The organism is Pseudomonas sp. FP1742 (assembly GCF_030687145.1).
In the GTDB taxonomy this organism is placed as follows: domain Bacteria; phylum Pseudomonadota; class Gammaproteobacteria; order Pseudomonadales; family Pseudomonadaceae; genus Aquipseudomonas; species Aquipseudomonas frederiksbergensis_D.
In genome coordinates this window covers 393,317-419,143 of sequence record NZ_CP117460.1, presented here as the reverse complement: position 1 = coordinate 419,143, position 25,827 = coordinate 393,317, and the positions used below count along the sequence as shown (strand labels likewise).

Sequence of the window (25,827 nt, the reverse complement as noted above, 5' to 3'; positions counted from 1 at the left end):
CACAGATGTTGAATATGCCGGCCTCTTCGCGAGCAAGCCCGCTCCCACAGGTAAAGCAATCTGCGTTACTTGCCGGTAATCATCGGCAGGTTCAGGCCCTGCTCCTTGGCGCAGTCGATCGCGATCTGGTAACCGGCATCGGCGTGACGCATGACGCCGGTGGCCGGGTCGTTGTGCAGCACGCGAGCGATACGCTCGGCCGCTTCGTCAGTACCGTCGCAGACAATCACCATGCCCGAGTGCTGGGAGAAGCCCATGCCGACGCCGCCGCCGTGGTGCAGGGAAACCCAGGTCGCGCCGCTCGCGGTATTGAGCAGGGCGTTGAGCAGTGGCCAGTCGGATACGGCGTCGGAACCGTCCTGCATCGACTCGGTTTCGCGGTTCGGGCTGGCAACCGAACCGGAGTCCAGGTGGTCACGACCGATCACGATGGGCGCGGACAATTCACCGCTGCGCACCATTTCGTTGAACGCCAGACCGAGCTTGGCGCGCAGGCCCAGGCCAACCCAGCAGATACGTGCCGGCAGACCCTGGAAGCTGATGCGCTCGCGGGCCATGTCCAGCCAGTTGTGCAGGTGGGCGTCGTCCGGGATCAGTTCTTTGACTTTGGCGTCGGTCTTGTAGATGTCCTGCGGGTCGCCCGACAGCGCAGCCCAACGGAACGGGCCGATGCCACGGCAGAACAGTGGACGAATGTAAGCCGGTACGAACCCTGGGAAGTCGAATGCGTTTTCCACGCCTTCTTCTTGCGCCATCTGACGGATGTTGTTGCCGTAGTCGAAGGTCGGAACCCCCATTTTCTGGAAGTCCAGCATCGCCTTAACGTGCACGGCCATCGATTGCTTGGCGGCTTTGACCACGGCAGCAGGCTCGGTCTTGGCGCGAGCGCGGTACTCCTCCCAGGTCCAGCCGGCTGGCAGGTAACCGTTGAGCGGGTCGTGGGCGCTGGTCTGGTCGGTGACCATGTCCGGACGTACGCCGCGACGGACCATTTCCGGCAGGATTTCAGCCGCGTTACCGCACAGGGCGATGGAGATCGCCTTGCCTTCAGCGGTGTACTTGGCGATACGGGCCAGTGCGTCGTCGAGGTCTTTGGCTTGCTCGTCGACGTAACGGGTTTTCAGGCGGAAATCGATGCTCACTTGCTGGCATTCGATGTTCAGCGAGCACGCGCCGGCCAGGGTTGCAGCCAGAGGTTGCGCACCACCCATGCCGCCCAGGCCCGCGGTCAGGACCCACTTGCCTTTCAGGTCATCGTTGTAGTGCTGGCGACCGGCTTCGACGAAGGTTTCGTAGGTGCCCTGGACGATGCCTTGGCTGCCGATGTAGATCCAGCTGCCGGCGGTCATTTGGCCGTACATGGCCAGGCCTTTGGCGTCGAGTTCGTTGAAGTGTTCCCAGCTCGCCCAGTGCGGCACCAGGTTGGAGTTGGCGATCAGCACGCGCGGGGCGTTGCTGTGGGTTTTGAACACGCCGACCGGCTTGCCGGATTGCACCAGCAGGGTCTCGTCGTCGTTCAGGTTGGTCAGGCTTTCGACGATCTTGTCGTAGCATTCCCAGTTACGTGCCGCACGACCGATACCACCGTAAACCACCAGTTCTTTAGGGTTCTCGGCGACTTCCGGGTCAAGGTTGTTCATCAGCATGCGCAGCGGCGCCTCAGTCAGCCAGCTCTTGGCGGTCAGCTTGTTACCGCGGGCAGCACGGATTTCAACGTCACGAAACTTAGTAGGTTTATTCTCAGTCACGAAAAGAACTCCTCAGCAATCAATCCAAACCAACCCAGGCAGTGGGTGAGCAAGCCGATGGGCATCAGTGCACATCAGCGAATCAGTGGACGATGGTTGAGTCTTCGTGACTCATACACATACGTCTTTACTTGTACATACAAGCATATGCAATCAAGCGGCCAACTTGTTGAATGAGCATCCAGGAAAATTTTCCAAAGGGCTGGAAAGCGCCTGGATCAAGGGTTCTGGCGAAGATGAAATTTTTCGGCGGGATTTTTCGGGGACGTGCGGGTTGTTACTTGAGCGTGGTTTTGCGCCATGCTGGGGCGTTCGGTAACAAATTGGTGCGCAGCGGGAAACGGGTTTTGAGCCCTGAAAAGCATCGCGGGCAAGCCCGCTCCCACAAGTACGATGATGTCCCTGTGGGAGCGGGCTTGCCCGCGATAGAGGCGACTCGGCGCTGGCTCAGCGTGCGATCAGCTCGATTACACAGCACTGACCCTTGATAGAGATATCCAGCAGGCCAACGTTACCGTCTAGCTGCAGACAATCATGGCGCCCTAGCTGAGAGGCGCCGCTACCAACCGTCACGTCAAGTTGTTCAGACACACTGAACACCAACACGGTACCGGCCGAACTGAAAAACCGCTGTTCACCCTCCAGCCACTGCAAGCGCGCACTGTAACGGTCTGGTGCATAAATCAGATTGAAATCGCGAATCGGCCCGCCGAGCAAGGTGCACGACACGTGACTTTCACCCCTGAAAGCAAATGGGTCCAGGGGTAACAACGCCCGCGTATCCTGACCATCGACGCGCAAGGTCATGCCCTCGCCTTGCAGCACGGTGATCACCCGCTCATAACCGGCAAAGGTGGAAAACCCGCCCGACTCGCCGATGTCGGCAATCGACAGGCGCCAGCCAAAACCATCAAGACCCACGCCGGTATCGCGGGTGATTTCTTCGGTGCTGCCACCGCCGTTTTTCCACGGCATGCGCGGGTAATCTGCTGCGCGTAAAACTTTCAACTGGCTCATTTATGGCTCTTTATTTATGGAACCGTCCTTCCAGACGATGACGGGAACCGGGGTGGATCAAACGGGCGGCGGTCACTGGCTGACGGCCGGACCAAGTGCGGCGACGAATCAGCAGGCACGGCTCGCCCTTTTCAATTTGCAGCAACTTGCATTCGGACGGCTCGGCGAGAATCGCTTCCACCACATGTTCGCCTTCGGTCAACGGCGCGACCTGATTCAGGTAGGCATACGGCGTTTGCAGGGTGAAGTCTTGCTTGAGGTAGTCCGGCGCCACCAGCGCATTGACGAAACGGTCTTCGATTTGCACTGGGATATCGTTTTCGAAATGCACGATCAGTGAGTGGAACACCTTCTGGCCTTCACGCATGTCCAGGGCCAGGGCCCGCTCGGAACCGGCGGCCTCTTCCTCGAGGGTAATCACCTTGCAGGTGTGGCGATGGCCACGGGAGGCGATCTCGTCAGCGATGTTGTGCACTTCAAACAGCGCAGACTGACTTTTCGGCTCGGCGACGAACGTTCCGACGCCTTGCATACGCACCAACAGGCCGTCGGCGGTCATCTCGCGCAGGGCGCGGTTGATGGTCATGCGGCTGAAGCCCAACTGGCTGACCAGCTCGCTTTCCGACGGAACGCGGTAGTGCGGCGGCCAGTTACCACTGTCGATTTGCTGGGTGATCATTTGTTTTACGCGGGCGTACAAGGGCGCCGGACTGTCGCCCATGTTCGCGGCCAACGGGGAGACTGCAGGCGGAGTCGGCACGGTTAATCCTTGTTCATCGGTTAGAAGTTGCTAGCTTGCCGGAGTTTACCGAGCAGGCAAACGTCTGTATATGTATATACAAATAACACACGATGGGGTACTGAACCATGTCCGCCTTCTTTGCCGAACGCGCGCTGCTGCCTAGTGGATGGGCCAACAATGTACGTCTTGAGGTCAGCGCCGATGGCGTTCTGACCCATATCCAGGCCAATTCCCACGCAGACGGCGCTGAACGGTTGAGCGGTCCATTGCTGCCGGGGATGCCGAATTTGCACTCCCACGCTTTCCAGCGGGCCATGGCCGGGCTGGCGGAAGTAGCGGGCAATCCTAACGACAGTTTCTGGACCTGGCGCGACCTGATGTACCGGCTCGTCGGAAAAATCAGCCCGGATCAGCTTGGCATCATCGCCCGTCAGCTCTATATCGAAATGCTCAAGGCCGGTTACACCTCGGTCGCGGAATTTCATTACGTACACCACGACAGCAACGGTCAACCCTACGCGGACCCGGCTGAACTGGCACTGCGCATCAGCCAGGCCGCCAGTTCAGCCGGTATCGGCCTGACCCTGCTGCCGGTGCTCTACAGCCACTCCGGTTTCGGCGGCCAGGCCCCGAATGAGGGCCAGCGCCGTTTTATCAACAGCACCGAAAATTATCTAAAACTTCAATCACGCTTGCAGCCGATCCTGGCACAGCAACCGGCACAATCGCTCGGCCTGTGTTTCCACTCGTTGCGCGCGGTAACACCGCAGCAGATCAGCGAAGTGCTGGCAGCCAGCGACAAGCAGTGCCCGGTACACATTCACATCGCCGAGCAACAGAAGGAAGTCGACGACTGCCTGAGCTGGAGCGGTCGCCGTCCGCTGCAATGGCTGTACGAAAACACCGAAGTCGATCAGCGCTGGTGCCTGGTCCACGCCACCCACGCCGACCCGCAAGAGGTCACGCTCATGGCCAAGAGCCGCGCCATCGCCGGCCTGTGCCTGACCACCGAAGCCAACCTCGGCGACGGGATTTTTCCGGCGGTGGACTTCCTCGCTCAGGGCGGGCGCATGGGCATCGGCTCCGACAGCCATGTGTCGTTGAGCGTGGTGGAAGAATTGCGCTGGCTGGAATACGGCCAGCGTCTGCGCGATCAGCGGCGTAATCGTTTGTATGGGGCGGATCAACCAATGGTCGGCCGCACACTGTACGACGCCGCGCTGGAGGGCGGTGCCCAGGCATTGGGGCAGCCGATTGGTGCACTGGAAGTCGGCAAGCGCGCGGATTGGTTGGTGCTCGATGGCAACGATCCATACCTGGCGACAGCCAGTGGCGACGGGATTCTCAATCGTTGGTTGTTCGCCGGAGGCGATCGTCAGGTGCGGGATGTGCTGGTCAACGGCCAGTGGGTCGTACGTGACGGGCGACATGCCGGCGAAGAAGAGAGCAACCGGGCATTCACCCAAGTCCTGCGCGATCTCTTGGGCTGACGCAAAAAAATGTGGGAGCGGCGGCGCGACGATTCGACTTGCTCGCGAAGGGGCCGTCATCTTCAACACAGTTGTTGACTGACAGACCGCTTTCGCGAGCAAGCCCGCTCCCACATTTAATCTTCGTTGGCAGTCAGTTCGAAGTCTTGGCCATCTTGCTATCTGACGTACGCCAGATCAGCCGTGTCGTGTCATAGCCCTGCTGACGTGCCCTGCTCAACAGCTCTTCACGCACTACGCCATTGACTGTCGGGGTGCGTGACAGCAGCCAGAGGTGATGGCGGCTCGGGTCGCCGACAATCGCGGTCTTGTAGTCATCGCTGACGTACAACACCCAATATTCCCCCTTCGACACACCAGGTATCAGTCGCGAGAACCAGGTATCGAACTCGACCCACAACTTGTCGGCCTTGCCGGGTACCTGTGGATAAGCCCTGCCTTTGGCTTCTTCCCATTGCCAATCCGATGTCAGACAACGGTTCAGCACCGCCATTTCACCGTCAGGCTTGAGGCTGTAATGGGCTTCGGATTGCGCGCAGTTGCGCTGGAAATACACTGGCAGCCGCGCCAACTCATACCAGGTTCCCTGGTAACGCTTGAGGTTGACGCTGTTGACGGTCTTGGGCGCCAACGGATCTACACCAGAAGAGGCGCAGCCGGCCAATACCAGGCCGGCAAAAAGAACGATCAGGAACCGCTTCATTATTTTTTTCTCCCGTGGGCGAAAAGCCCCGGTTTACTTCAGGCCTTGGCCCGAAAACATCAGCACTTTGTCACCGGCGTACTGCACGCTGATAAAGCTGTTTTTGTCGCCCCAGGTGCAGCTGGACATGCCGAGTGCGCCCGAGCAATCAGTGGGTTTGCCCAGCAAGGTTTCAACCTCGGCCTTGGGCATGCCGGTCGACAGCTTCGAGTAATTTTCCTGATTGATCTTGCTGCACGCGGCCAACAACACGCAGAACGAGAGCAAGGCGATAGAACGCAGCGACATGGTGTAACTCCTGGAACGGAAGAGGGGTGGCATGTTGCCAACCAGAAGCTTAGAAGAGAAAACCCTAATCTGGTTCCCCGACCGTCCGGCTATTTATTAGGCCACTCGTCAGCCTTTTACCGATAAATCAGCCACTTTCTCGCGCCATTGAGTATTTCGTCGATTTTCGTCAATACCTGCCTAATCTTTGGCGCTGGCCAGTCGACATAAAAGCAGCGACAAGCCCTCTACTGTGGCAAATTGACGCCCCCTTGTTGACCAGACACTGCGCGGTAGATCACTTAATGACCAGAAACATGAAGTTCAGCCACAAGATCTTGCTGGCAGCCGCTCTCGTTGTTGCCGTTGCATTCGCCTGTTTCATCCTGTTCAACGATTACCGCCAGCGTCAGACCCTGCGCAACAGCACTGATTCCTCGATGCAGGAACTCGGCAGCCTGACCACCAGCAACATTCAGACCTGGCTGGAAAGCCGCATCCAATTGCTGCAATCGTTGTCCCAGCAGATCGCCGTGGACGGCAGCACCCAGGCCAGCCTCAAGCGCGCCATCGACTTGCCGGCCTACACCAGCAACTTCCAGTTGAGCTACTTCGGCGGCACCGATGGCGTGATGTTCTCCGTCCCGACCGGCAACCGCGCCGCGGACTACGACCCACGCGCCCGTGGCTGGTACAAGGCAGCCAACAACGCGCAACAGACTATCGTCACCGAACCCTACATCGCGGCGTCATCGGGCAAGCTGGTGATCACCGTGGCCACGCCGGTCAAGCACCAGAACCAGATGATTGGCGTCGCCGGCGCGGATATCGACCTGTCCAGCGTCAGCGCAATCATCAACTCGCTGAACTTCGGCGGTCATGGCCATGCGTTCATTGTCGGCGCCGACGGCAAGATCCTGATCCACCCTGACAGCAAACTGGTACTCAAGAATCTGGCCGACGCCTACCCCAACGGCGCGCCGAAAGTCAGCCCGGGCCTGAAGGAAGTCGAACTGGACGGCAAAACCCGGTTCATCTCCTTCACCCACATCAACGGTGTGCCGTCGGCGGACTGGTACGTGGCGCTGGTGCTGGACAAGGACACCGCGTTCTCGATGCTCAGCGAATTCCGCACCTCGGCGATCATCGCCATGGTCATCGCCGTCGTGATCATCATCGCCTTGCTGGGCATGCTGATCCGCGTGCTGATGCAACCGCTGCTGACCATGGGCCGCGCCATGCACGACATCGCCGAGGGCGAAGGCGACCTGACCAAACGCCTGATCATTCACGGCCAGGACGAATTCGGTGCGCTGGGCACCTCGTTCAACCGTTTTGTCGAGCGTATCCATACCTCGATCCGCGAAGTGTCTTCCGCCACCGGCCAGGTCAATGAAGTCGCCCTGCGTGTAGTGGCGGCTTCGAACTCGTCGATGTTCAACTCCGATCAACAGGCCTCGCGCACCAGCAGCGTGGCGGCAGCGATCAACCAGCTCGGCGCCGCCGCCCAGGAAATCGCCCAGAACGCCGCCCTCGCCTCGCAACATTCGAGCGACGCCCGGGCCCTGGCCGAAGACGGTCAGCAAGTGGTGGATAAAACCATCGCCGCGATGCAGCAGCTGTCGGCAAAAATCAGCGATTCGTGCGGCAACATCGAAACCCTGAACAGCAACACGGTGAACATCGGCCAGATTCTGGAAGTGATCACCAGCATCTCGCAACAGACCAACCTGCTGGCGCTCAATGCGGCCATCGAAGCGGCCCGTGCGGGTGAAGCCGGCCGTGGTTTCGCCGTGGTGGCCGACGAAGTACGCAACCTCGCCCACCGCACACAGGATTCGGCGCAGCAAGTGCAAAAGATGATCGAAGAGCTGCAAGTCGGCGCCCGGGAAGCGGTCAGCACCATGACCGACAGCCAGCGCCAGAGCGAAAGCAGCGTCGGCATCGCCAACCAGGCCGGTGAACGCCTGGGCAGCGTGACGCAGCGCATCGGCGAGATCGACGGGATGAACCAGTCGGTGGCCACCGCGACCGAAGAGCAGACGGCCGTGGTGGAGTCGATCAACGTCGACATCACCGAGATCAACACGCTGAACCAGGAAGGTGTGGAAAACCTGCAGTCGACCTTGCGTGCGTGTGCTGATCTTGAGCAGCAGGCGGCGCGGTTGAAGCAGTTGGTGGGTAGTTTCCGGATCTAAGGCGCTCTCACTGGCCTCATCGCGGGCAAGCCCGCGATGGCGGCATCAGCGGCAACGAAAAGCTAGAAGCGCGATCCTGGCCCCGAAAGAAACTCCAGCTCCTCAGCCGTAGACTCACGCCCCAACACCGCGTTGCGATGGGGAAACCGCCCAAACCGCGCAATGATCTTCTGATGCCGTTCGGCGTAATCCAGGTTGTTGGCAAACACCGCCCGATCCGCCTCGGGCTGCTGTTCAACCAGATCGATAAACCGCGAAACCGCCTCGTTCTGCACCGCCAGGTTTTCGCAGTGTTCGAACACCAGATAGATAAACACCCGCTGGATCGGTCGCAGTTGCCGATCGAAATCCGCAGCAATGCCTTGCGCTACCAGTGCCTGAGCCCTGAGATCGCCGGAAAAGGATTTGGGGGTGTCGCGAAAGATCATTCGCGGCAGTTGATCGAGCAACAGCACCAGGGCCAGCCAACCTTCGGGGCGTTGCGCCCATTCGGTCAATCCACCGGCCAGTGCCTGCTCGACCAGGTCCCCGAAACGCATCCGCGCTTCGAGGTCCTGACTGTCGCGCTTGCCGAACCATAACTTGCCCTGGGCTGCCGCTATTTCGTTGGGTGATTCGAAAGATCCGAACCACCAGTCGAGTAACGGCTGCCAGGGCGCGGTCATGTTTTATTCCTTGTGGTAAGCCGTGACGCGGGCAACTTCTTCTTTCGAACCAAGGAACACCGCAACACGCTGGTGCAGGCCTTCCGGCTGGATGTCGAGGATGCGCTGATGGCCGTCAGTGGAGGCGCCACCCGCTTGTTCAACCAGGAACGACATCGGGTTGGCTTCGTACATCAGGCGCAGTTTGCCCGGCTTCGACGGCTCGCGGCTGTCGCGTGGGTACATGAACAGACCGCCGCGGGTCAGGATGCGGTGCACGTCGGCCACCATCGCGGCGACCCAACGCATGTTGTAGTTCTTTTTCAGCGGGCCTTCTTCGCCTGCCAGTAATTCGCCCACGTAGCGCTGTACCGGAGCTTCCCAGTGACGCTGGTTGGACGCGTTGATGGCGAATTCCTGGGTGGCTTCAGGAATGGTGATGTCTTCATGGGTCAGGACGAAGCTGCCCATTTCACGGTCCAGGGTGAAGCCTTTTACGCCGTCGCCCAAGGTCAGCACCAGCATGGTCTGCGGGCCGTAGATGGCATAACCGGCGGCTACCTGCTCGGTGCCTGGCTGCAGGAAAGCCTTTTCGTTCAGAGGTTCGTTCTGGCTCAGGTATTCGTTCGGGCAACGCAGCACCGAGAAGATAGTACCGACCGGTGCGTTGATATCGATGTTCGACGAACCGTCCAGTGGGTCGAATACCAGCAGGTACGCGCCTTTCGGGTATTTGCCCGGGATCTGGTAGGCATTGTCCATTTCTTCGGACGCCATGCCGGCCAGGTGACCGCCCCATTCGTTGGCTTCAAGCAGGATCTCGTTGGACAGCACGTCGAGTTTCTTCTGCACTTCGCCTTGGACGTTTTCGGTGCCCATGCTGCCCAGGACACCACCCAGGGCGCCTTTGGAGACGGCGTGGCTGATTTCTTTACAGGCACGCGCCACCACTTCGATCAGGAAGCGCAGATCGGCAGGAGTGTTGTTGCTGCGGGTCTGCTCAATCAAATAGCGACTCAGGGTAACGCGGGACATGGAAGACTCCGGAGGAAGGGGGGGCTAAAAACCCGCGCAGTTTAACGCGAGTCGAGGCGCATTTCCTCCTATCAGACGTGATACACCCGATAGAGTTCATGCGTGTAGTTGAGGGTAGTTCGAAATGTCGCCAATGTTGCTTGCGGATTGGCGGCAGCTTGAGGTTTTTTTGTGGCTGACAGAGCGCTTTCGCGGGCATGTCCGCTCCCACAGGATCTCAGCCATACACAAACTTTATGTACGCTGAAGATCTACTGTGGGAGCGGGCTTGCCCGCGATCTGGCGCACAGCGCCGGCCATCTTCAGGGTTTGGCAGCGGGCTTGCGCAGCAAGCTGAACGCCATCGCCCCCAGAACCAGCACACTGAGCAACAGCACCGCCCACAGCCCGATTTTCTTCCAGTTCGTCTCCAGCACCGTTGGCGCTGTCGCCACCGGGGTCACCACCGCCCCGCCATCCAGCGTCGCCTTGCCCAACGCCGCCAGCTTCGCCGCACTGTAATCGGGAATCAGCGTCGACAACGGCAAGCTCGCCGCTTTCACCGTCGCACTCCCCAGCGCCAGGGTATAAGGGCCGGCTCCGCGCGCCAGGAACACCAACTGTGTGGAGCGCACCGCAAACCGTACGGTAGGTGCTTCGGCGCCCAAGCCACCGCCGCGCTCATCCACCGTCAGCTTCAATTGCTGCACGGTCTGGCCCGGTAGCTGCAATTCGTTCTGCACCACGTCCTGGCCATTCTGGGTCAGGCGATAGAGCAAACCGCTGGTCAACGGTTGCCACGGCAGGCTGGTCTCCCGGCGACCGGACAACGTCACCGGTGCCAGGCTGTTGGGCTGACTCAGCTCGATCTGCACGCGCTGGACATTCAACCCCATCGGCAATTGCCAGATGTATTCACCGGCCCTCACGCGGCTGCCGGCCAACGGCTGTGACCAGACCAACGGCAGCGGCAAGGTGCGTGGGTTAGTGCTTTCCAGTTGCGCCGAGGTCAGCACCGGTGCCGATTGCGGTGAACTCCACAGCAAGCGCAAATAGCGCGCCGATTGACCCGGCAGGCCGACTTCATGCTGCTCGACCCGCTCGTCGGCAAACGTCAGACGCGCCACCTGCCCATCGCCCCACGACTGCCAATGCTGCAGATCGTTGCTGGCTTCGATGCTGAAACGCTGGAAACCGTCGCGTTCGCTGGTCCAGTCGAGAATCAATTGCTGCAACGGCGCCTTGATGCCGCTGGCGTCGAGTAGCCAACCGCGCAGCTCTTCTTCGCCCGCCTCCAACTGGCTGGACGGCTGCACTTCGACCAACGTGCCATTGGCGCTCGATTGCACCCTTACGCTCGGTGCGCGTTCAGTGTCGTCCGCCGAGTTGTACAACGGAAACCACTTCACGTCCGTGAGCGAGCGGTTTTCGTGGGTCTGCGCGGGTTCTCGGGCCAGGGCATAGGCCTGCGGTTCACCGGCGGCGTTGAACACGCGCACATCGCTGAGATCGGTCTGTCGCGCCTTCAGCTGCACGTCCAAGGGTAACTCCAGGCGATACCACGGGCCTTCGCCAGCCACCGACAACGGCACCTGCGCGGCAAAATCAGCAAGTTTTTCCTGCGCGCCGGCTGACAGCGTCACACCCAGCACAACAGCCGCCCACCAGCCCTGGTTCAGCTTCTGACTCAAGATGACACTCCTTCGGTTTCAGGGGCCGGTTTTTCAACATCCGGCGCGGCTTCGGCACGCTTGGGTGGCAACGGGGCGAAGTAGCCCACCACCAACAGCAGCACGCCAACGCCGATAAACGATACGATCCGCGCCAGCCCGCCACGGTTGCTCAATTCCACGAAGAACAATTTGGCGACCACCAGCGCGATCAGCGCCGCGCCGATCAGCCAGACTTCACGGCGATGACGCAGGTGCCCACCGATCATCAGGCTCAGGGCCATCAAGGTCCAGACGATGGACAGGCCGGCCTGCACCAGCATCGACTCCAGCAATAGATCCAGCGCGAACGGCACGCCACCCCAGTGGTGGGCCGCACGCATCACCAGCGCGGTGAAGAAGGCAAACAGTGAAACACCGGCAATCACCTGCGTGGCGTTATCGGCGTAATCCTCTCGGATCGCCAGTTGCGTGACTGCGTTGCGGGACCAGACATAAACGCCGAACAGAGCGAACAACAGGCCCAGCTCCAGCGGGTTGATCAGCGGCACATACGGCAATGGCTCGGCGGTGCCGTCACTGGCGATGTTCGCCAGCCAGAACCAGCCGAGCATCAACACCGCCAGCGGCGCGGCGGCATACACCCGGTATTCGCGGGAATAGGCCGACACTGGCCATGGCCAAGCCCGTGGTGCAGCCATCAATACCAGATACAGGCTCGGCAGAATCGCCCAGCCCAACCAGCGCCAAGCGTTGTACTGCTCCGACAACAGCAGCAAGCCGTAACGCAACTCCAGGGCCAGCACGCCGATCAACAGCCAGCAGCCAAGCACATGGGCGGTGCTCAGGGCTTTTTCGGGCAGCATCGGCGCCAGTCGCCGCAGCGAGGTGAAATGCACGACGAACACCGCAGCCCAAACCAGCCAACCGAAATTGGCTGCCGGGTGATAACGCGAATACCAGGCCGCGAGTAATACCAGACCGGCGGCGGGAATCAGCAAGGTGCAGAGCAAACCCAGCGACGACCACTTCAGGCGCAGCGCCAGCACCGTCCACAACGCGACACTCACGGCGGCGACTGCCAGCAACAAGGTCGCTTGCAGATTCACAGGTGCGAAGCGCAGCACTTCGCTGATCCACGCCAGCGCCCACCAACCGGCGCCCCATACCAGCAACACCTCGGACAAACGCTGCAAACTCAACACATCGAAGGCCGAAGCATGATTGCCAAGCTGCAAACGCCAGGCCCCGACGAATGCCGCCAGCCCCAGCACCAACGGTGTCCAGAATCCGCTATGCGCCAGTGGTCGCAACCCTTCGCTGAGCAAAGGCCCGAACAGGTCCGGCCCGGCGAACAGGAACGCTACGCCACCAATCACCTGCAACAGCAGACCAAAGACAAAACTCACGCGCTGCTTCAGGTACAGGCTCAGCCAGATGATGAACAAACCACTGGCCGCCCACACCGCGCTCGCGGTTTGCCATGGCAATACGAACAGCACGGCGAGGTTGATCAGCACCAGACCGGCCAGCAATACCACCGACAAGCCGCGCAGCAAACGCACGTCACTGCGCACCATTTCGTCGCGAGCCGCCAGCAGCATGCCCGCAATCAACGCCAACCCGATCAGGGACGCGCTGAGCAAGCCGCTCCAACCGGCGCTGAACACCGCAGCCGATTCACCGCCCGCTCCTTGCAGCCGCAACAGGAACAACGCACCACCGAGCAGTTGCACGGCGAATGCACTGAACAGGAACGCTCGCGATTGCAGACGCAGGCCGATGAACAGCGTCGCCAACCCGGCCAGCGCCCAACTGATCGCCGTGCCGTGAGTGAAGAAGAACAGCGGCGCCAGCAGATAGAGGAACGTCAGCCCCAGGCAGGCCAGTACCGGCAACCCTTGGCGCTCCCACGTTGATACCTGTTCGGGTGACGCTTTGCGCAATTGATTGAAGCTGAACAGCAGCGCCACGCCAAGCATCAGTGCCCCCAGCGGCGCACCGTCGAGCAGGCTGCTCTCGCCGCCGTGCAATTCGCTGAAAAAGGCCAGCGCCGAGCCCAGTTGCAGCAACAAGGCAAAGGCCCGCGCCAGCGGTCGTTGCTGACGCAGGCCGAGCCAGAAAATCCCCGCGCCTTCCACCGCCCAGGCTGCCGCAGTCCAACGCGTGTCGAGCCCCAGGGGGATCGCCAGGCTGGCGAAGATCACCCCCAGTGCCAGACAGGTTTCCGCCAACAACAGCGCTCGTCCGCCCATCAGCAACCGGGCCAGGCCCATGTAGATCATGCCCAGGGCCAAGGCACTGAAGGCAGCGGCAAATTCAAAGTGCTCCACCAGCGCGAACTGCAGACCGAAGCCCACCAGCGGTGGCGCGAACAGCATGGTGCCGTCAATGTAATCGCCCTTGTGCGCCGACCAGCGCAGCAATGCTTCGCGGCTGTCGTCCTCGGGCGCGTCGCTCATTTCCAGCAACTTGCGCCGGGTGAACAACAAACCGATGGCCAGGTACATCAGGAAAAACAGAATCAGGAACGGCTCGGTGCTCCATAGCAGCTCCGGCTTATAGGAGCGCAGGCCCCAGGCAAAGCCGATGCCGAAGGTGCCGACAAACCCGATCAGGTTGAGCAGCCGCCAGGCCTTGAACCACGCGATGGCGAGGATGCCGGCGTTGAGCAGGGCGAAATAGCTGAACAGCGCGACGTGATTGCCGGCGCCGGTGGAGGTCAGGATCGGCGCGGCGAAACCGCCCAACGCGGCCGCGGCGGCCAGGCCCAACGCATTTTGGGTAATGGCGAGAATCGCCGAGAACACCGTCACCACCACCAGCAGGCCCAATGCTGCCTTGGGATCGAGCAACGGATGCAGACGCATCGCGGCAAATACTGTGAGGTACAACACCGCGATCCCGGTGCCTTGCAGCATCAACGCGTAGTTGCTGTTGCGCAGGCGCAGCCACCAGCCCAGGGCCAGCAAACCCAAGGCTGCCGCCGCGACACCGGCGTAGCGCAACTCGATCGGCACCACCATGCCTTCGGTGGCATAACGCAACAGGAAGGCCAGGCCGAGGAACAACAGCACCACGCCGACCCGCAACACCGTATTGCCGCCGAACAGCCAATTGCGCGCGCCGCTGATGGCGCGTTCGATGAAATTCGGGCCGCGTGGCTCAGCCGGTTGCTGCGGTTCGCGGGTGACCGGCTCGGGTTGCCAGACATCAGCGGGCAACGGACGACTGGTTTCGGCCGCGGCCGCGGTGATGGGTTCAAGTTCGGGGGGTAGCTCCCAGACCAGCTCCGGGGGAGCGACAGGGGCTTGTTCAAGAATGATTTCAGGGGATGAAACGGGTTCACTGGCAACCGTTTCGCCTGGCTCAGGCGCCTTGACACCCGACGTCTCCAGCAACGCCAGTCGCTGCTCGACCGAATTCAGCGCAACCTGCGCCTGATCAAGCAAGCGCCGCTGCTCGGCCGTTTGAGTGCTCAAGCGGCCGATGCGAATGGCCTGGCCGAGACCCAGCCCGAGCAACGCACCCAACAGCGCGTCGCTGAACGACTCATCAAGCATCCAGCCCAGCAGCAGCCCAATCAGCATGAACATCCATTGCATGGTCGATATCCCTAAGCGGCCCCATGGCGGGGCTAATCCGTGCGATACAGCTTCAGGCTCAGTCTAGTGAGCAGACACCCGCAGTCCAGTGTGGGAGCAGATTGCATCTGCACCACAAATCCAATGTGGGAGCGGGCTTGCTCGCGAAAGCGGACCGACATTCGACATCGATCTGAATGTCAGGCCCTCTTCGCGAGCAAACCCGCTCCCACAAAGGGTCAAATGGGTGCTTAGTATATCGATCAGGCCCAACGGACGTTGGGCCTTGCGCACATTTGTCGCAAAAAATTACTCCAAAGCCCTCCAAATGTCCGTGGCGTACTCGCGAATGGTCCGGTCGGATGAGAACCAACCCATCCGCGCAGTGCTCAATACCGCCGAGCGCCACCACTCTTTCGAGTCGTGCCAGTGTTCTTCAACGCGCATTTGCGCGTTCCAGTAAGAGTCGAAATCGGCGCAGACCAGGAAGCGGTCGTAGTCCACCAGTGAATCGATCAGCGCGGTGTAACGGGACGGATCGTCTGGCGAAAACACCCCGCTGCGAATCGCCTGCAGCACGTCACTGAGTCGATGGGAGGCGGCAATATCCGGCTCTGCGTTGAATTCATGGTTGCGCTTGCGCGCCTCCACTTGCTGGGCGCTGAGGCCGAAGATGAACATATGCTCGGCACCGATGCGCTCGCACATTTCCACGTTGGCCCCGTCCAGGGTGCCGATGGTCAGCGCGCCGTTGAGGCCGAACTTCATGTTGCTGGTGCCCGAGGCTTCGAAGCCGGCGGTGGAAATCTGCTCCGACAAGTCCGCCGCCGGAATGATGCTTTCGGCCAGGCTCACGTTGTAGTTGGGCAGGAACACCACTTTGAGCAAGCCGCGCACCGTCGGGTCATTGTTGACCACCCGGGCGATGTCGTTGGTCAGTTTGATGATCAGCTTGGCCTGGTGATAACTGGCCGCCGCCTTGCCGGCGAAGATTTTCACCCGCGGCACCCAGTCGATTTCCGGCTCGGCACGAATCGCCTGATACAGCGCGACGGTGTGCATCAGGTTAAGCAACTGACGTTTGTATTCGTGAATCCGCTTGACCTGCACATCGAACATCGCCGCCGGATTGACCGCGATCCCCAGCCGTTCATGGATCAGGTACGCCAGGGCTTTCTTGCTGTGCAGCCGCTGTTCGGCGAACTGCTTGCGAAATGCAGTCTTCTCGGCAAACGGTTCCAGATCGAGCAAGCGCTCCTCGGGGTTGTCCAGCAGGCTCGGGCCCAGGGCCTCGACCAGCATGGAGGTGAGCTCGGGGTTGGCCTGATAGAGCCAGCGGCGGAAGGTGATGCCGTTGGTCTTGTTGTTGATCCGGTCCGGGTAAAGCTTGTGCAGTTCGGAGAACACCGTGCTGCGCATCAGCTGCGTGTGCAGGCCGGATACGCCATTGACGCTGTGGGAGCCAAGAAACGCCAGGTTACCCATGCGCACGCGGCGACCGTTGTCTTCCTCGATCAGCGAAATCGCACGCAGCACGTCGAAATCGTGAACGCCCTTGGCTCGCAACGAGTCGATGTGCTGGGCGTTGATCAAATAAATGATCTGCATGTGCCGGGGCAGCATCCGCTCCATCAAACCGACCGGCCAGGTTTCCAGCGCTTCCGGCAACAGCGTGTGGTTGGTGTACGACAGCGTGTCGACCGTGATCTGCCACGCCGCGTCCCACGCCACGTCATAGACGTCGACCAACTGACGCATCAGTTCGGCCACGGCGATCGAGGGGTGAGTGTCGTTGAGTTGAATGGCCGCGTGATCGCCCAGGGTCAGCACCGAGGTGTGCATGTTGCGATGGCGACGCAACAAGTCCTGCAAGGACGCGGAGACAAAGAAATATTCCTGGCGCAGGCGCAACTCCTGGCCGGCCTCGTTGCTGTCCGCCGGGTAGAGCACGCGGGAGATACTTTCTGCCCAGGCCACTTCCGCTACCGCGCCCAAGTGGTCGCCAGCGTTGAAGCGCTCCAGATGCAACTCCTCCATGGCCCGGGCGCGCCACAGCCGCAGGGTGTTGACACTCGCGCCACGCCAACCGACCACCGGGGTGTCGTAGGCAATGGCCCGCACCGTTTCCGCCGGGGACCAGACTTGCCTGGTTTTTCCGGCCTCATCGGTCACGGTTTCGACACTGCCGCCGAAGCCGATCGGGTAGGCCACCTCTGGCCGCTCGAACTCCCACGGGTTGCCGAAATCCAGCCAGTGTTCGGTCTGTTCCTGCTGCCAGCCATCGACGATGGCCTGACGGAACAAACCGTGTTCGTAACGAATGCCATAACCATGGCCGGCGATGCCGAGGGTCGACATGCTTTCCATGAAGCACGCCGCCAGGCGCCCGAGGCCACCGTTGCCCAACGCCGCATCGGGCTCCAGCAGACGGATGCGTTCGATGTCGACACCCAGCTCGGTCATGGCCTCGCGGGCTACATCGAGCAGGCCGAGGTTGCTCAGACTGTCGTAGAGCAAGCGGCCAATGAGGAATTCAAGGGAGAGGTAATAAACCCGCTTCTGGCCTTTGCGGTAGATCTGTCGGGTATGGTCCATCCAGTGCTCGACCATGTGATCGCGCGCCGCCAGGGCAATGGCTTCGAACCAGTCGTGGTCGAAGGCGTGATCCGGGTCTTTGCCCACAGCGTAAGTGAGCTTGGTCAAGACGGCGTCGCGGAATGCGGCCACCTCTGCTTCGCGAACAAGTGGTTCTTGAGTCATCGATAGGACCTCGAGCGAGCGTGAAGTTGTCTGAGCCTAGTCGGTCTGACAGACCATAGAGACTCTGGTTCGGCAGTTTTCCCTGTTAGTGCGAGATAGTTCGACATTACGTTGTCGCGTGCCTGAAACAATGCAGGGGCCGTGCCGGACACGGGACTATTTTGCGACAAGCAAAAAAATCTGGCGAAAGGTTGTTCAAAAATCCACCAGTCCCGGTATGATCGCGCGCCCTGATGCACACGCTGGTAACAACCGATGATGAAGCCCAACCTGATCGCCGCCGCAGAGATCGATCGCCTCGATACCTGGGCCAAGTACTCTGCCCCAATGTGCGGCTCGTGCATGTCCAGCTGCTGCACGCTGCCGGTCGAGGTCAAGATCAAGGATCTGATCCGCATCGGCATCGTCGACGAATTCGAACTGGGTGACCCACCCAAGAACATCGCCAAGCGCTTGCAGAAGGAAGGGATTGTCGAGCGCTATAACCAGAAGTCCGAGATCTTCACTCTCCAGCGCATGAGCAACAACGATTGCCTGTACCTGGATCGTAAAAGCCGTTTGTGCACTATTTATGAAAAGCGCCCGGATACGTGCCGCAACCATCCCAAGATCGGGCCACGGCCGGGGTATTGCGCGTACAAGCCAAAAGAAGTGGTGCGCGAGAACAATCCGCGAACCCTCGACAAATTCTGATCGATCGCTGAGCCCTGCAGCGACTGTTAGACCGCCTTTGCGAGTAAGCCCGCTCCCACATTTGATCGCCAGTGAGCACTAAACGTGTGGTCAGCGCCGATTCAATGTGGGAGCGGGCTTGCTCGCGAAGGGGCCCGAGAAAACACCGCACAAAACCCAGACAAACAAAAACGCCCCCGGCCTTTCGACCGGGGGCGTTTTCATTCAGCCTGAGTTAACTCAGTTCTTGGCTTTCTTGGCAGCGCGGGTACGCTCGCCTTCGTCCAGGATCTTCTTACGCAGGCGGATCGACTTAGGTGTCACTTCGCACAATTCATCGTCCTGGATGAATTCCAGGGCCTGTTCCAGGGTGAAGCGAACAGGTGGAACCAGGGCGATGGTTTCGTCTTTACCCGAAGCACGCATGTTGTCGAGCTTCTTGCCTTTGGTTGGGTTGACGCCCATGTCGTTGTCACGGCTGTTCAGACCAACGATCTGACCGTTGTAGATCTCTTGACCGTGTTCAACGAACAGCTTGCCACGCGCCTGCAGGGTTTCCAGGGAGTAGGTCAGTGCCTTGCCGGTTTCTACCGATACCAGAACACCGTTCTGACGGCCGGACATGTCGCCGGACTTCATGGTGTCGTAGCGATCGAAGATCGAGGTCAGGATGCCAGCACCGTTGGTCAGGGTCAGGAACTGGTTACGGAAACCGATCAGACCGCGAGCAGGGATGTTGTACTCCAGACGAACACGGCCTTTGCCATCCGGCACCATGTTGGTCAGGTCGCCTTTACGCAGGCCCATCTCTTCCATGACCTTGCCCTGGGATTCTTCAGGGGTGTCGATGGTTACGTTTTCGAACGGTTCCTGCTTCACGCCGTCAACTTGACGGATGATCACTTCCGGACGACCAACGCCCATTTCGAAGCCTTCGCGACGCATGGTTTCGATCAGTACCGAGAGGTGCAGCTCACCACGGCCGGAAACCTTGAACTTGTCAGCCGAGTCGCCTTCTTCAACGCGCAGTGCAACGTTGTACAGCAGCTCTTTGTCCAGACGTTCCTTGATGTTACGGGAAGTCACGAACTTGCCTTCTTTACCGCAGAAAGGCGAGTCGTTTACCTGGAAGGTCATGGAAACGGTTGGCTCGTCAACGGTCAGAGGCTTCATCGCCTCGACGTTGTCCGGCTGGCACAGGGTGTCGGAGATGAACAGCGAGTCCATACCGCTCACGCACACGATGTCACCGGCAAACGCTTCTTCAACGTCGATACGGTGCAGGCCGTGGTGACCCATCAGCTTCAGGATACGACCGTTACGCTTCTTGCCGTCGGCGCCAATGGCCACGACTGGAGTGTTCGGCTTGACGCTACCACGAGCGATACGGCCAACACCGATAACACCCAGGAAGCTGTTGTAGTCCAGTGCCGAGATTTGCATCTGGAACGGGCCTTCACGGTCAACTTTAGGAGCCGGTACGTTGTCGACGATCGACTGGTACAACGGGGTCATGTCTTCAGCCATGTCGGTGTGGTCCAGACCGGCGATGCCGTTCAGGGCCGAGGCGTAGACGACTTTGAAGTCCAGCTGTTCTTCGGTGGCACCCAGGTTGTCGAACAGGTCGAAGATCTGGTCCAGAACCCAGTCCGGACGCGCGCCTGGACGGTCAACCTTGTTGATGCACACGATCGGACGCAGGCCGGCTTCGAAAGCCTTCTTGGTCACGAAACGGGTTTGCGGCATAGGGCCGTCTTGGGCGTCAACCAGCAGCAGAACGGAGTCGACCATCGACATTACGCGTTCAACTTCGCCGCCGAAGTCGGCGTGGCCCGGGGTGTCCACGATGTTGATGTGGTAGCCGTTCCAGTTGATGGCGGTGTTTTTCGCCAGAATGGTAATACCGCGTTCTTTCTCCTGGTCGTTGGAGTCCATCACGCGCTCGTCGTTGAGCTCGTTGCGCTCCAGGGTGCCGGATTGACGCAAGAGTTTGTCTACCAGGGTGGTTTTACCATGGTCAACGTGAGCAATGATGGCGATGTTGCGTAGATTTTCGATCACTTGTGTATCTCGATCAGAGGATTCGGTGTGCTGACAAGTCTTGGCAGCGATTTACAGTAGAGTCAGGCCTTGCCGTTACAGCTTGACGGCAGAGTCGGGGGGCCGGTGACGCAGGCCACAGGCAAACAGCCCCGGGCTCTTAGCTCGGTCGATAAACGCGCACATTGGCATGCCCCTCACTGAGCAAATGGTGGGCATGCAGGCGACTCATCACGCCTTTGTCGCAATACAGCAGGTACTGGCGAGTAGGGTCCAGTTCCTTGAAACGAGCGTTCAGTGCATAAAACGGCATCGTCTGTACCTCGATACCAGGAAGCTCCAGCGGGTCGTCTTCGGCGGCATCCGGGTGACGGATGTCGATGATGATCTGGCCCGCCAGCGCTTCGCTGACTTCTTCAATCTGCAAGTCCTGGCCCAATTCGTCGATCACGCGATCGATCGGCACCAGTTTGGCGTTCTCGAGCGCACGCTCAAGCACCGCCATGTCGAATTCTTTCTCTTCATGCTCCACGCGCGGACGCTTGGCATGGGTTTTCGGGTTAACCGAAATGACCCCGCAGTATTCCGGCATGTGCCTGGCGAAGTCGGCGGTGCCGATTTCGTTGGCCAGGTCGATGATGTCCTGCTTGTGACTGGCGATCAGTGGACGCAAGACCAGTTTGTCGGTCACGCAGTCGATCACGGACAGGTTCGGCAATGTCTGGCTCGACACCTGGGAAATCGCTTCGCCGGTGACCAGCGCTTCGATGTCCAGCCGATCGGCAATACGGGAAGCAGCGCGTAACATCATACGCTTCAAAACTACGCCCATATGACTGTTATCGACTTTCCCGAGAATTTCTCCCAGGACTTCCTCGAACGGCACACTGACAAATAACACGCGCTGGGAGCTGCCGTACTTCTTCCAGATGAAGTGCGCGACTTCCATCACGCCCAGTTCATGGGCTCGCCCGCCCAGATTGAAGAAGCAGAAATGGCTCATCAGCCCGCGACGCATGATCTGGTACGCAGCCACGGTGGAATCGAAGCCGCCGGACATCAGCACAAGCGTCTGTTCCAGGGCACCCAGCGGATAACCGCCGATGCTGTTGTGCTGGCTGTGGATCACGAACAACCGTTTGTCGCGAATTTCGATGCGAACTTCGATTTCAGGCTCTTTCAGGGAAATACCGGCGGCGCCGCACTGACGACGCAGTTGGCTGCCGACGTATTTCTCCACGTCCATGGAGCTGAATTCGTGCTTGCCGGCACGCTTGCAGCGCACCGAGAAAATCTTCCCGGCCAGCGCATCGCCGAAGTGCAGCTTGCACTTCTCGACGATGTCGTCGAAGTCGCCCAACGGGTATTCATCGACCTGCAGGAAATGCGCGATGCCCGGCATGCAGCTCAGGCGCTCGGTCATCTCCTTGAGGGCTTTGGGGTCGCTGACGCGGGTTTCCAGCTCGAGATTGTCCCACACGCCGTTCACCACCACGGCCGGGTCCAGATCGCGGAGCACGGTACGGATGTTTTTGGCCAATTGGCGGATGAAACGCATCCGTACCGGGCGGCTCTTGATGGTGATCTCGGGGAAGACTTTTACGATTAGTTTCATGAAAACAGCGCGCGCAGGGCCAGCCGAAAAAGGGGGGCGCGGATTATAGCGGAAATTGCTCAAGGTTTAACCAGTTAATGTGCAGAAGGTTTTGCGCGCACCAAAACAGGTCATTTATGGAAATCAACGCTACATTACAGGGCGATATTTTGCGCTTTATGGTGCGCCGCCTCCTTGGAAGCGTGATATTGGGGCAAAAAACCCACGATGAGGCACTGGCATGCAATTTGCTCCCTTGTGAGGCAGGTTGCCATGGCAGAGTATTCGCGCCGGCATCACCCACATTTAAGGGCATCCATTACTAGCCCTAAGCCACCCGGAGGACACTATGTCGAAGTCGGTTCAACTCATCAAAGATCATGACGTCAAGTGGATTGATCTGCGCTTCACGGACACCAAAGGCACTCAGCACCACGTGACCATGCCGGCTCGCGATGCGCTGGATGAAGCTTTCTTCGAAGAAGGCAAAATGTTCGACGGTTCCTCCATCGCTGGCTGGAAAGGCATCGAAGCTTCCGACATGATCCTGATGCCGGACGACACCACTGCCGTTCTCGACCCGTTCACCGAAGAGCCGACCCTGATCCTGGTTTGCGACGTGATCGAGCCTTCGACCATGCAAGGCTACGACCGTGACCCACGGGCGATCGCCAAGCGTGCCGAGGAATACCTGAAGTCGACCGGTATTGGCGACACCGTATTTGTGGGTCCAGAGCCTGAGTTCTTCATCTTCGACGAAGTGAAGTTCAAGTCCGACATCTCTGGCTCGATGTTCAAAATCTACTCCGAACAAGGTTCGTGGATGTCCGACCAGGACGTGGAAGGCGGCAACAAAGGCCACCGTCCAGGCGTCAAAGGCGGCTACTTCCCGGTTCCGCCGTTCGACCACGACCACGAAATCCGTACCTCCATGTGCAACGCCATGGAAGAAATGGGCCTGACCATCGAAGTTCACCACCACGAAGTGGCGACTGCCGGTCAGAACGAAATCGGTGTGAAGTTCAACACCCTGGTGGCCAAGGCTGACGAAGTTCAGACCCTGAAATACTGCGTACACAACGTAGCTGATGCCTACGGACGCACCGCGACCTTCATGCCTAAGCCGCTGTACGGCGACAACGGTTCGGGTATGCACGTTCACCTGTCCATCGCCAAAGATGGCAAGAACACCTTCGCTGGCGAAGGCTATGCCGGCCTGTCCGATACCGCCCTGTACTTCATCGGCGGCATCATCAAGCACGGTAAGGCTCTGAACGGCTTCACCAACCCGTCGACCAACTCCTACAAGCGTCTGGTCCCAGGTTTCGAAGCTCCAGTGATGCTGGCCTACTCGGCTCGCAACCGTTCCGCTTCGATCCGTATTCCTTACGTGTCCAGCCCTCGCGCTCGCCGTATCGAAGCCCGTTTCCCGGATCCGGCAGCCAACCCGTACCTGGGCTTCGCTGCACTGTTGATGGCTGGCTTGGACGGCATCCAGAACAAGATCCACCCTGGCGACGCAGCTGACAAAAACCTGTACGACCTGCCGCCTGAAGAGGCGAAAGAGATCCCACAAGTTTGCGGCAGCCTGAAAGAAGCCCTGGAAGAGCTGGACAAAGGTCGTGCGTTCCTGACCAAAGGCGGCGTTTTCAGCGACGACTTCATCGACGCTTACATCGCTCTGAAAAGCGAAGAAGAAATCAAAGTTCGTACCTTCGTACACCCACTGGAATATGAGCTGTACTACAGCTGCTGATCCGGTAGCGCTGCACTACGCAGCGTGACAAAAGAGAGGCCTCCTTCGGGAGGCCTTTTTTGTGGGCGAACGTCTGTCATCGGATGCCCGGTTGCGTGCATCATGGCCTTCACCCGATAAAGTCGAGATCCTCCATGCGCCTACGCTCATCCCTTGCCTTGCTCACTGCCCTGCTGGCCAACAGCGCTTTCGCCAGCCCGGCCCCTGCCGCTCTCGCTCCATTGCTGGGCACCATCGAGGAGCGCCTGGCGATTGCCGACCAGGTCGCACTGAGCAAATGGGACAGCGGCAAACCTGTCGAAGATCGTCAGCGCGAGCGTGAGGTAATTGCAGGTGCTGTCGCCTTGGCTCCTGACTATAAATTGAGCAACGAAGCCGTCGAACAGTTTTTTTCGGCGCAGATCGAGGCCAACAAACTGGTGCAATACGCACACCTGTCTGACTGGCATGCACAGGGCAAGGCGCCCGCTGATCCTCGCCCGGATCTGGTCGGGCAGATCCGCCCGCAACTTGATCGGTTACAAAAACGCCTGCTGCAACAACTGGCCGATTTCAGCCCTTATCGCACTGACCCGCAGTGCCCGTCCTGGCTGGCCAAGGCCAACAAAACCGGCACCCAAGTATCTCTGCGCGAGCTCGCCAAGGTACGCGCCAGCGCTGAGTTGTGCAGCGCCAGCCGCTGAGCCGGCCTGCCGACATGCGCTGATGTGCTCTATGCTCAGCGCTTAGTCGCCACGAACGGAACAGGGCCGGACACTTGCCCAACGGCCAATGGAAGCCTGCAATGCGCTCATTGTTGTTATGCCTGCTCGTACTGATCGCCCTGCCCGCCGCCGCGCAGATCTATAAGTACACCGACGCCAATGGCAACACCGCCTACAGCAATCAGCCGCCCGACGGCGTCAAAGCCCGGCCGGTCGAATTGCCACCGCTCAACAGCGTCGAGCGTCAGTCGCCCAGCGAACCCGTAGCACCTGCGCAAGCCAGTGGCCGTGACCAACCGCACAGCGCCTATCAGGTGCTGGAGCTGAGCGGCCTGCCCACCGAAGAAGCCTTGCGCGCCAACAACGGCACGTTCACCGTCAGCGTATTGATCAATCCACGCCTGCAAGGTGCTCATCGATTGAGGCTGTTACTGGACGGTCAACCCTACGGCCAGCCGAGCAACGTGCCGATTCTGCAACTGGTGAACATCGACCGTGGCGAACATAACCTTGCGGTTCAGGTGATCGACGGGCAAAACGTCGTGCAACAGAGCCCCACCGTGACGTTCACCGTGCAACGGGTGCATAAACCTTGAGGGCCTGGCTGTTGATCGCGTGCCTGGTCAGCCTGCCGGCAATGGCCGAGGTCTTCACATATATCGACGCTCAGGGTAATCGAGTCTTCACCGATCAGCCGGGCACCCGCAACGCCAAACGTGTGCCGTTGGCGACAAGCAATCGAATGTCAGCCAACCCGAGTGGCGCAGCGCCCATGACGGCCGCGAAAACAAACCCGGCCAACCCCCTGTTTCATTACGACATGCTTCGTGTGCTGGTGCCGGAGCCGGATGCCACGATCCGTAGCAGTGCCGGTGAATTGATCGTCAGCGTTACCAGCGAACCCGGCCTGCAACGGGGCCATCGTTACCGTTTGCTGCTGGACGGCCACCCCACTGCCGAACCCGGCCCAAGCCCGGTGTTCGCCCTGAGCAATATCGACCGTGGCAGCCATCACCTGTCGGTGGAAATCCTCGACGAACAGGGCCGCACCGTCGAACGCACGGCTAATCAACCGTTCCACATGCTACGCATTTCCCTGGCGCAGAAACGCCAAGCCAAACCATGCACCCTCACCGACTACGGCCAACGGCCCGAATGCCCTCTCAAAGACAAGCCCGAAGAAGAAAAAAGCTTCTTCTAACTTCGTTCAGGTTTGCGCACCAT

19 protein-coding genes and 1 pseudogene are annotated in these 25,827 nt (G+C 59.8%); 8 read left to right on the top strand and 12 right to left on the bottom strand.

The window, feature by feature from the left end; all coding sequences use genetic code 11:
• Window positions 1-65 precede the first annotated feature (65 nt).
• The 3 genes from hutU to hutC all read right to left on the bottom strand — a co-directional run bounded on the left by hutU (window position 66) and on the right by hutC (window position 3,486).
• Window positions 66-1,748, bottom strand: coding sequence for a urocanate hydratase (gene hutU / locus PSH64_RS01870; RefSeq protein WP_105340621.1), 1,683 nt, complete (start codon window positions 1,746-1,748; stop codon window positions 66-68).
• Between the two features lie 447 nt (window positions 1,749-2,195).
• Window positions 2,196-2,765, bottom strand: coding sequence for a HutD family protein (locus PSH64_RS01865; RefSeq protein ID WP_305479767.1), 570 nt, complete (start codon window positions 2,763-2,765; stop codon window positions 2,196-2,198).
• A 10-nt stretch (window positions 2,766-2,775) separates the two neighbouring features.
• Window positions 2,776-3,486, bottom strand: a complete 711-nt coding sequence (gene hutC, locus PSH64_RS01860; RefSeq protein WP_162135916.1) for a histidine utilization repressor — start codon at window positions 3,484-3,486, stop codon at window positions 2,776-2,778.
• A gap of 146 nt (window positions 3,487-3,632) precedes the next feature.
• Between hutC and PSH64_RS01855 the strand changes: the two genes are divergently transcribed.
• Window positions 3,633-4,997: a formimidoylglutamate deiminase gene (locus PSH64_RS01855; RefSeq protein WP_305479766.1), complete on the top strand. Its 1,365-nt coding sequence runs from the start codon at window positions 3,633-3,635 to the stop codon at window positions 4,995-4,997.
• A gap of 133 nt (window positions 4,998-5,130) precedes the next feature.
• Here PSH64_RS01855 and PSH64_RS01850 read toward each other — a convergent pair whose 3' ends face one another.
• Entirely contained in the window at window positions 5,131-5,700 is a 570-nt protein-coding gene (locus PSH64_RS01850) for a lipocalin family protein (protein ID WP_105340624.1), read from the bottom strand.
• A 33-nt stretch (window positions 5,701-5,733) separates the two neighbouring features.
• On the bottom strand, window positions 5,734-5,988 hold the full coding sequence (locus PSH64_RS01845) for a hypothetical protein (protein ID WP_019581819.1): 255 nt from the start codon (window positions 5,986-5,988) through the stop codon (window positions 5,734-5,736).
• Between the two features lie 284 nt (window positions 5,989-6,272).
• Between PSH64_RS01845 and PSH64_RS30335 the strand changes: the two are divergent.
• Together PSH64_RS30335 and PSH64_RS30330 are read left to right on the top strand one after the other, a co-directional pair.
• A pseudogene (locus PSH64_RS30335) lies at window positions 6,273-7,259 on the top strand (cache domain-containing protein); the annotation flags it as partial.
• Window positions 7,260-7,400: 141 nt separating this feature from the next.
• Complete coding sequence (locus PSH64_RS30330; RefSeq protein WP_370694468.1) at window positions 7,401-8,165, top strand: methyl-accepting chemotaxis protein; 765 nt, start codon at window positions 7,401-7,403, stop codon at window positions 8,163-8,165.
• Between the two features lie 62 nt (window positions 8,166-8,227).
• On the opposite strand, the gene PSH64_RS01835 is transcribed toward PSH64_RS30330, so the two are convergent.
• The 5 genes from PSH64_RS01835 to PSH64_RS01815 all read right to left on the bottom strand — a co-directional run bounded on the left by PSH64_RS01835 (window position 8,228) and on the right by PSH64_RS01815 (window position 17,837).
• On the bottom strand, window positions 8,228-8,830 hold the full coding sequence (locus PSH64_RS01835; protein WP_105340626.1) for a DUF924 family protein: 603 nt from the start codon (window positions 8,828-8,830) through the stop codon (window positions 8,228-8,230).
• A gap of 3 nt (window positions 8,831-8,833) precedes the next feature.
• Window positions 8,834-9,844 (bottom strand): class 1 fructose-bisphosphatase, encoded by a 1,011-nt coding sequence (locus tag PSH64_RS01830; protein ID WP_105340627.1) that lies wholly within the window; start codon window positions 9,842-9,844, stop codon window positions 8,834-8,836.
• Window positions 9,845-10,146: 302 nt separating this feature from the next.
• Window positions 10,147-11,514 (bottom strand): DUF3999 domain-containing protein, encoded by a 1,368-nt coding sequence (locus PSH64_RS01825; protein WP_305479764.1) that lies wholly within the window; start codon window positions 11,512-11,514, stop codon window positions 10,147-10,149.
• Window positions 11,511-15,098, bottom strand: coding sequence for a DUF2339 domain-containing protein (locus PSH64_RS01820; protein WP_305479763.1), 3,588 nt, complete (start codon window positions 15,096-15,098; stop codon window positions 11,511-11,513). Before PSH64_RS01820 ends, PSH64_RS01825 begins: the two co-directional genes overlap by 4 nt.
• A gap of 288 nt (window positions 15,099-15,386) precedes the next feature.
• On the bottom strand, window positions 15,387-17,837 hold the full coding sequence (locus PSH64_RS01815) for a glycogen/starch/alpha-glucan phosphorylase (protein WP_105340630.1): 2,451 nt from the start codon (window positions 17,835-17,837) through the stop codon (window positions 15,387-15,389).
• A 255-nt stretch (window positions 17,838-18,092) separates the two neighbouring features.
• Here PSH64_RS01815 and PSH64_RS01810 point away from each other — a divergent pair, with 255 nt between their 5' ends.
• Complete coding sequence (locus tag PSH64_RS01810) at window positions 18,093-18,530, top strand: YkgJ family cysteine cluster protein (protein WP_105340631.1); 438 nt, start codon at window positions 18,093-18,095, stop codon at window positions 18,528-18,530.
• 219 nt (window positions 18,531-18,749) lie between these two features.
• Here the strand turns inward: PSH64_RS01810 and typA are convergent, their stop codons facing one another.
• Both typA and thiI read right to left on the bottom strand, forming a co-directional pair.
• A complete protein-coding gene (typA, locus tag PSH64_RS01805; protein ID WP_008028025.1) occupies window positions 18,750-20,570 on the bottom strand; it encodes a translational GTPase TypA in 1,821 nt (606 codons plus the stop codon).
• A 139-nt stretch (window positions 20,571-20,709) separates the two neighbouring features.
• Entirely contained in the window at window positions 20,710-22,164 is a 1,455-nt protein-coding gene (gene thiI, locus PSH64_RS01800) for a tRNA uracil 4-sulfurtransferase ThiI (protein ID WP_105340632.1), read from the bottom strand.
• A 328-nt stretch (window positions 22,165-22,492) separates the two neighbouring features.
• On the opposite strand from thiI, the gene glnA reads away from it, so the two are divergent.
• The 4 genes from glnA (at window position 22,493) to PSH64_RS01780 (ending at window position 25,804) form a co-directional block, all read left to right on the top strand.
• Entirely contained in the window at window positions 22,493-23,899 is a 1,407-nt protein-coding gene (gene glnA / locus PSH64_RS01795; RefSeq protein ID WP_018929197.1) for a glutamate--ammonia ligase, read from the top strand.
• Between the two features lie 134 nt (window positions 23,900-24,033).
• Window positions 24,034-24,582: a chorismate mutase gene (locus PSH64_RS01790; RefSeq protein ID WP_305479761.1), complete on the top strand. Its 549-nt coding sequence runs from the start codon at window positions 24,034-24,036 to the stop codon at window positions 24,580-24,582.
• 101 nt (window positions 24,583-24,683) lie between these two features.
• Window positions 24,684-25,199: a DUF4124 domain-containing protein gene (locus tag PSH64_RS01785; RefSeq protein ID WP_305479760.1), complete on the top strand. Its 516-nt coding sequence runs from the start codon at window positions 24,684-24,686 to the stop codon at window positions 25,197-25,199.
• Window positions 25,196-25,804, top strand: coding sequence for a DUF4124 domain-containing protein (locus PSH64_RS01780; protein WP_105340636.1), 609 nt, complete (start codon window positions 25,196-25,198; stop codon window positions 25,802-25,804). Before PSH64_RS01785 ends, PSH64_RS01780 begins: the two co-directional genes overlap by 4 nt.
• The last annotated feature ends 23 nt before the right edge of the window (window positions 25,805-25,827 follow it).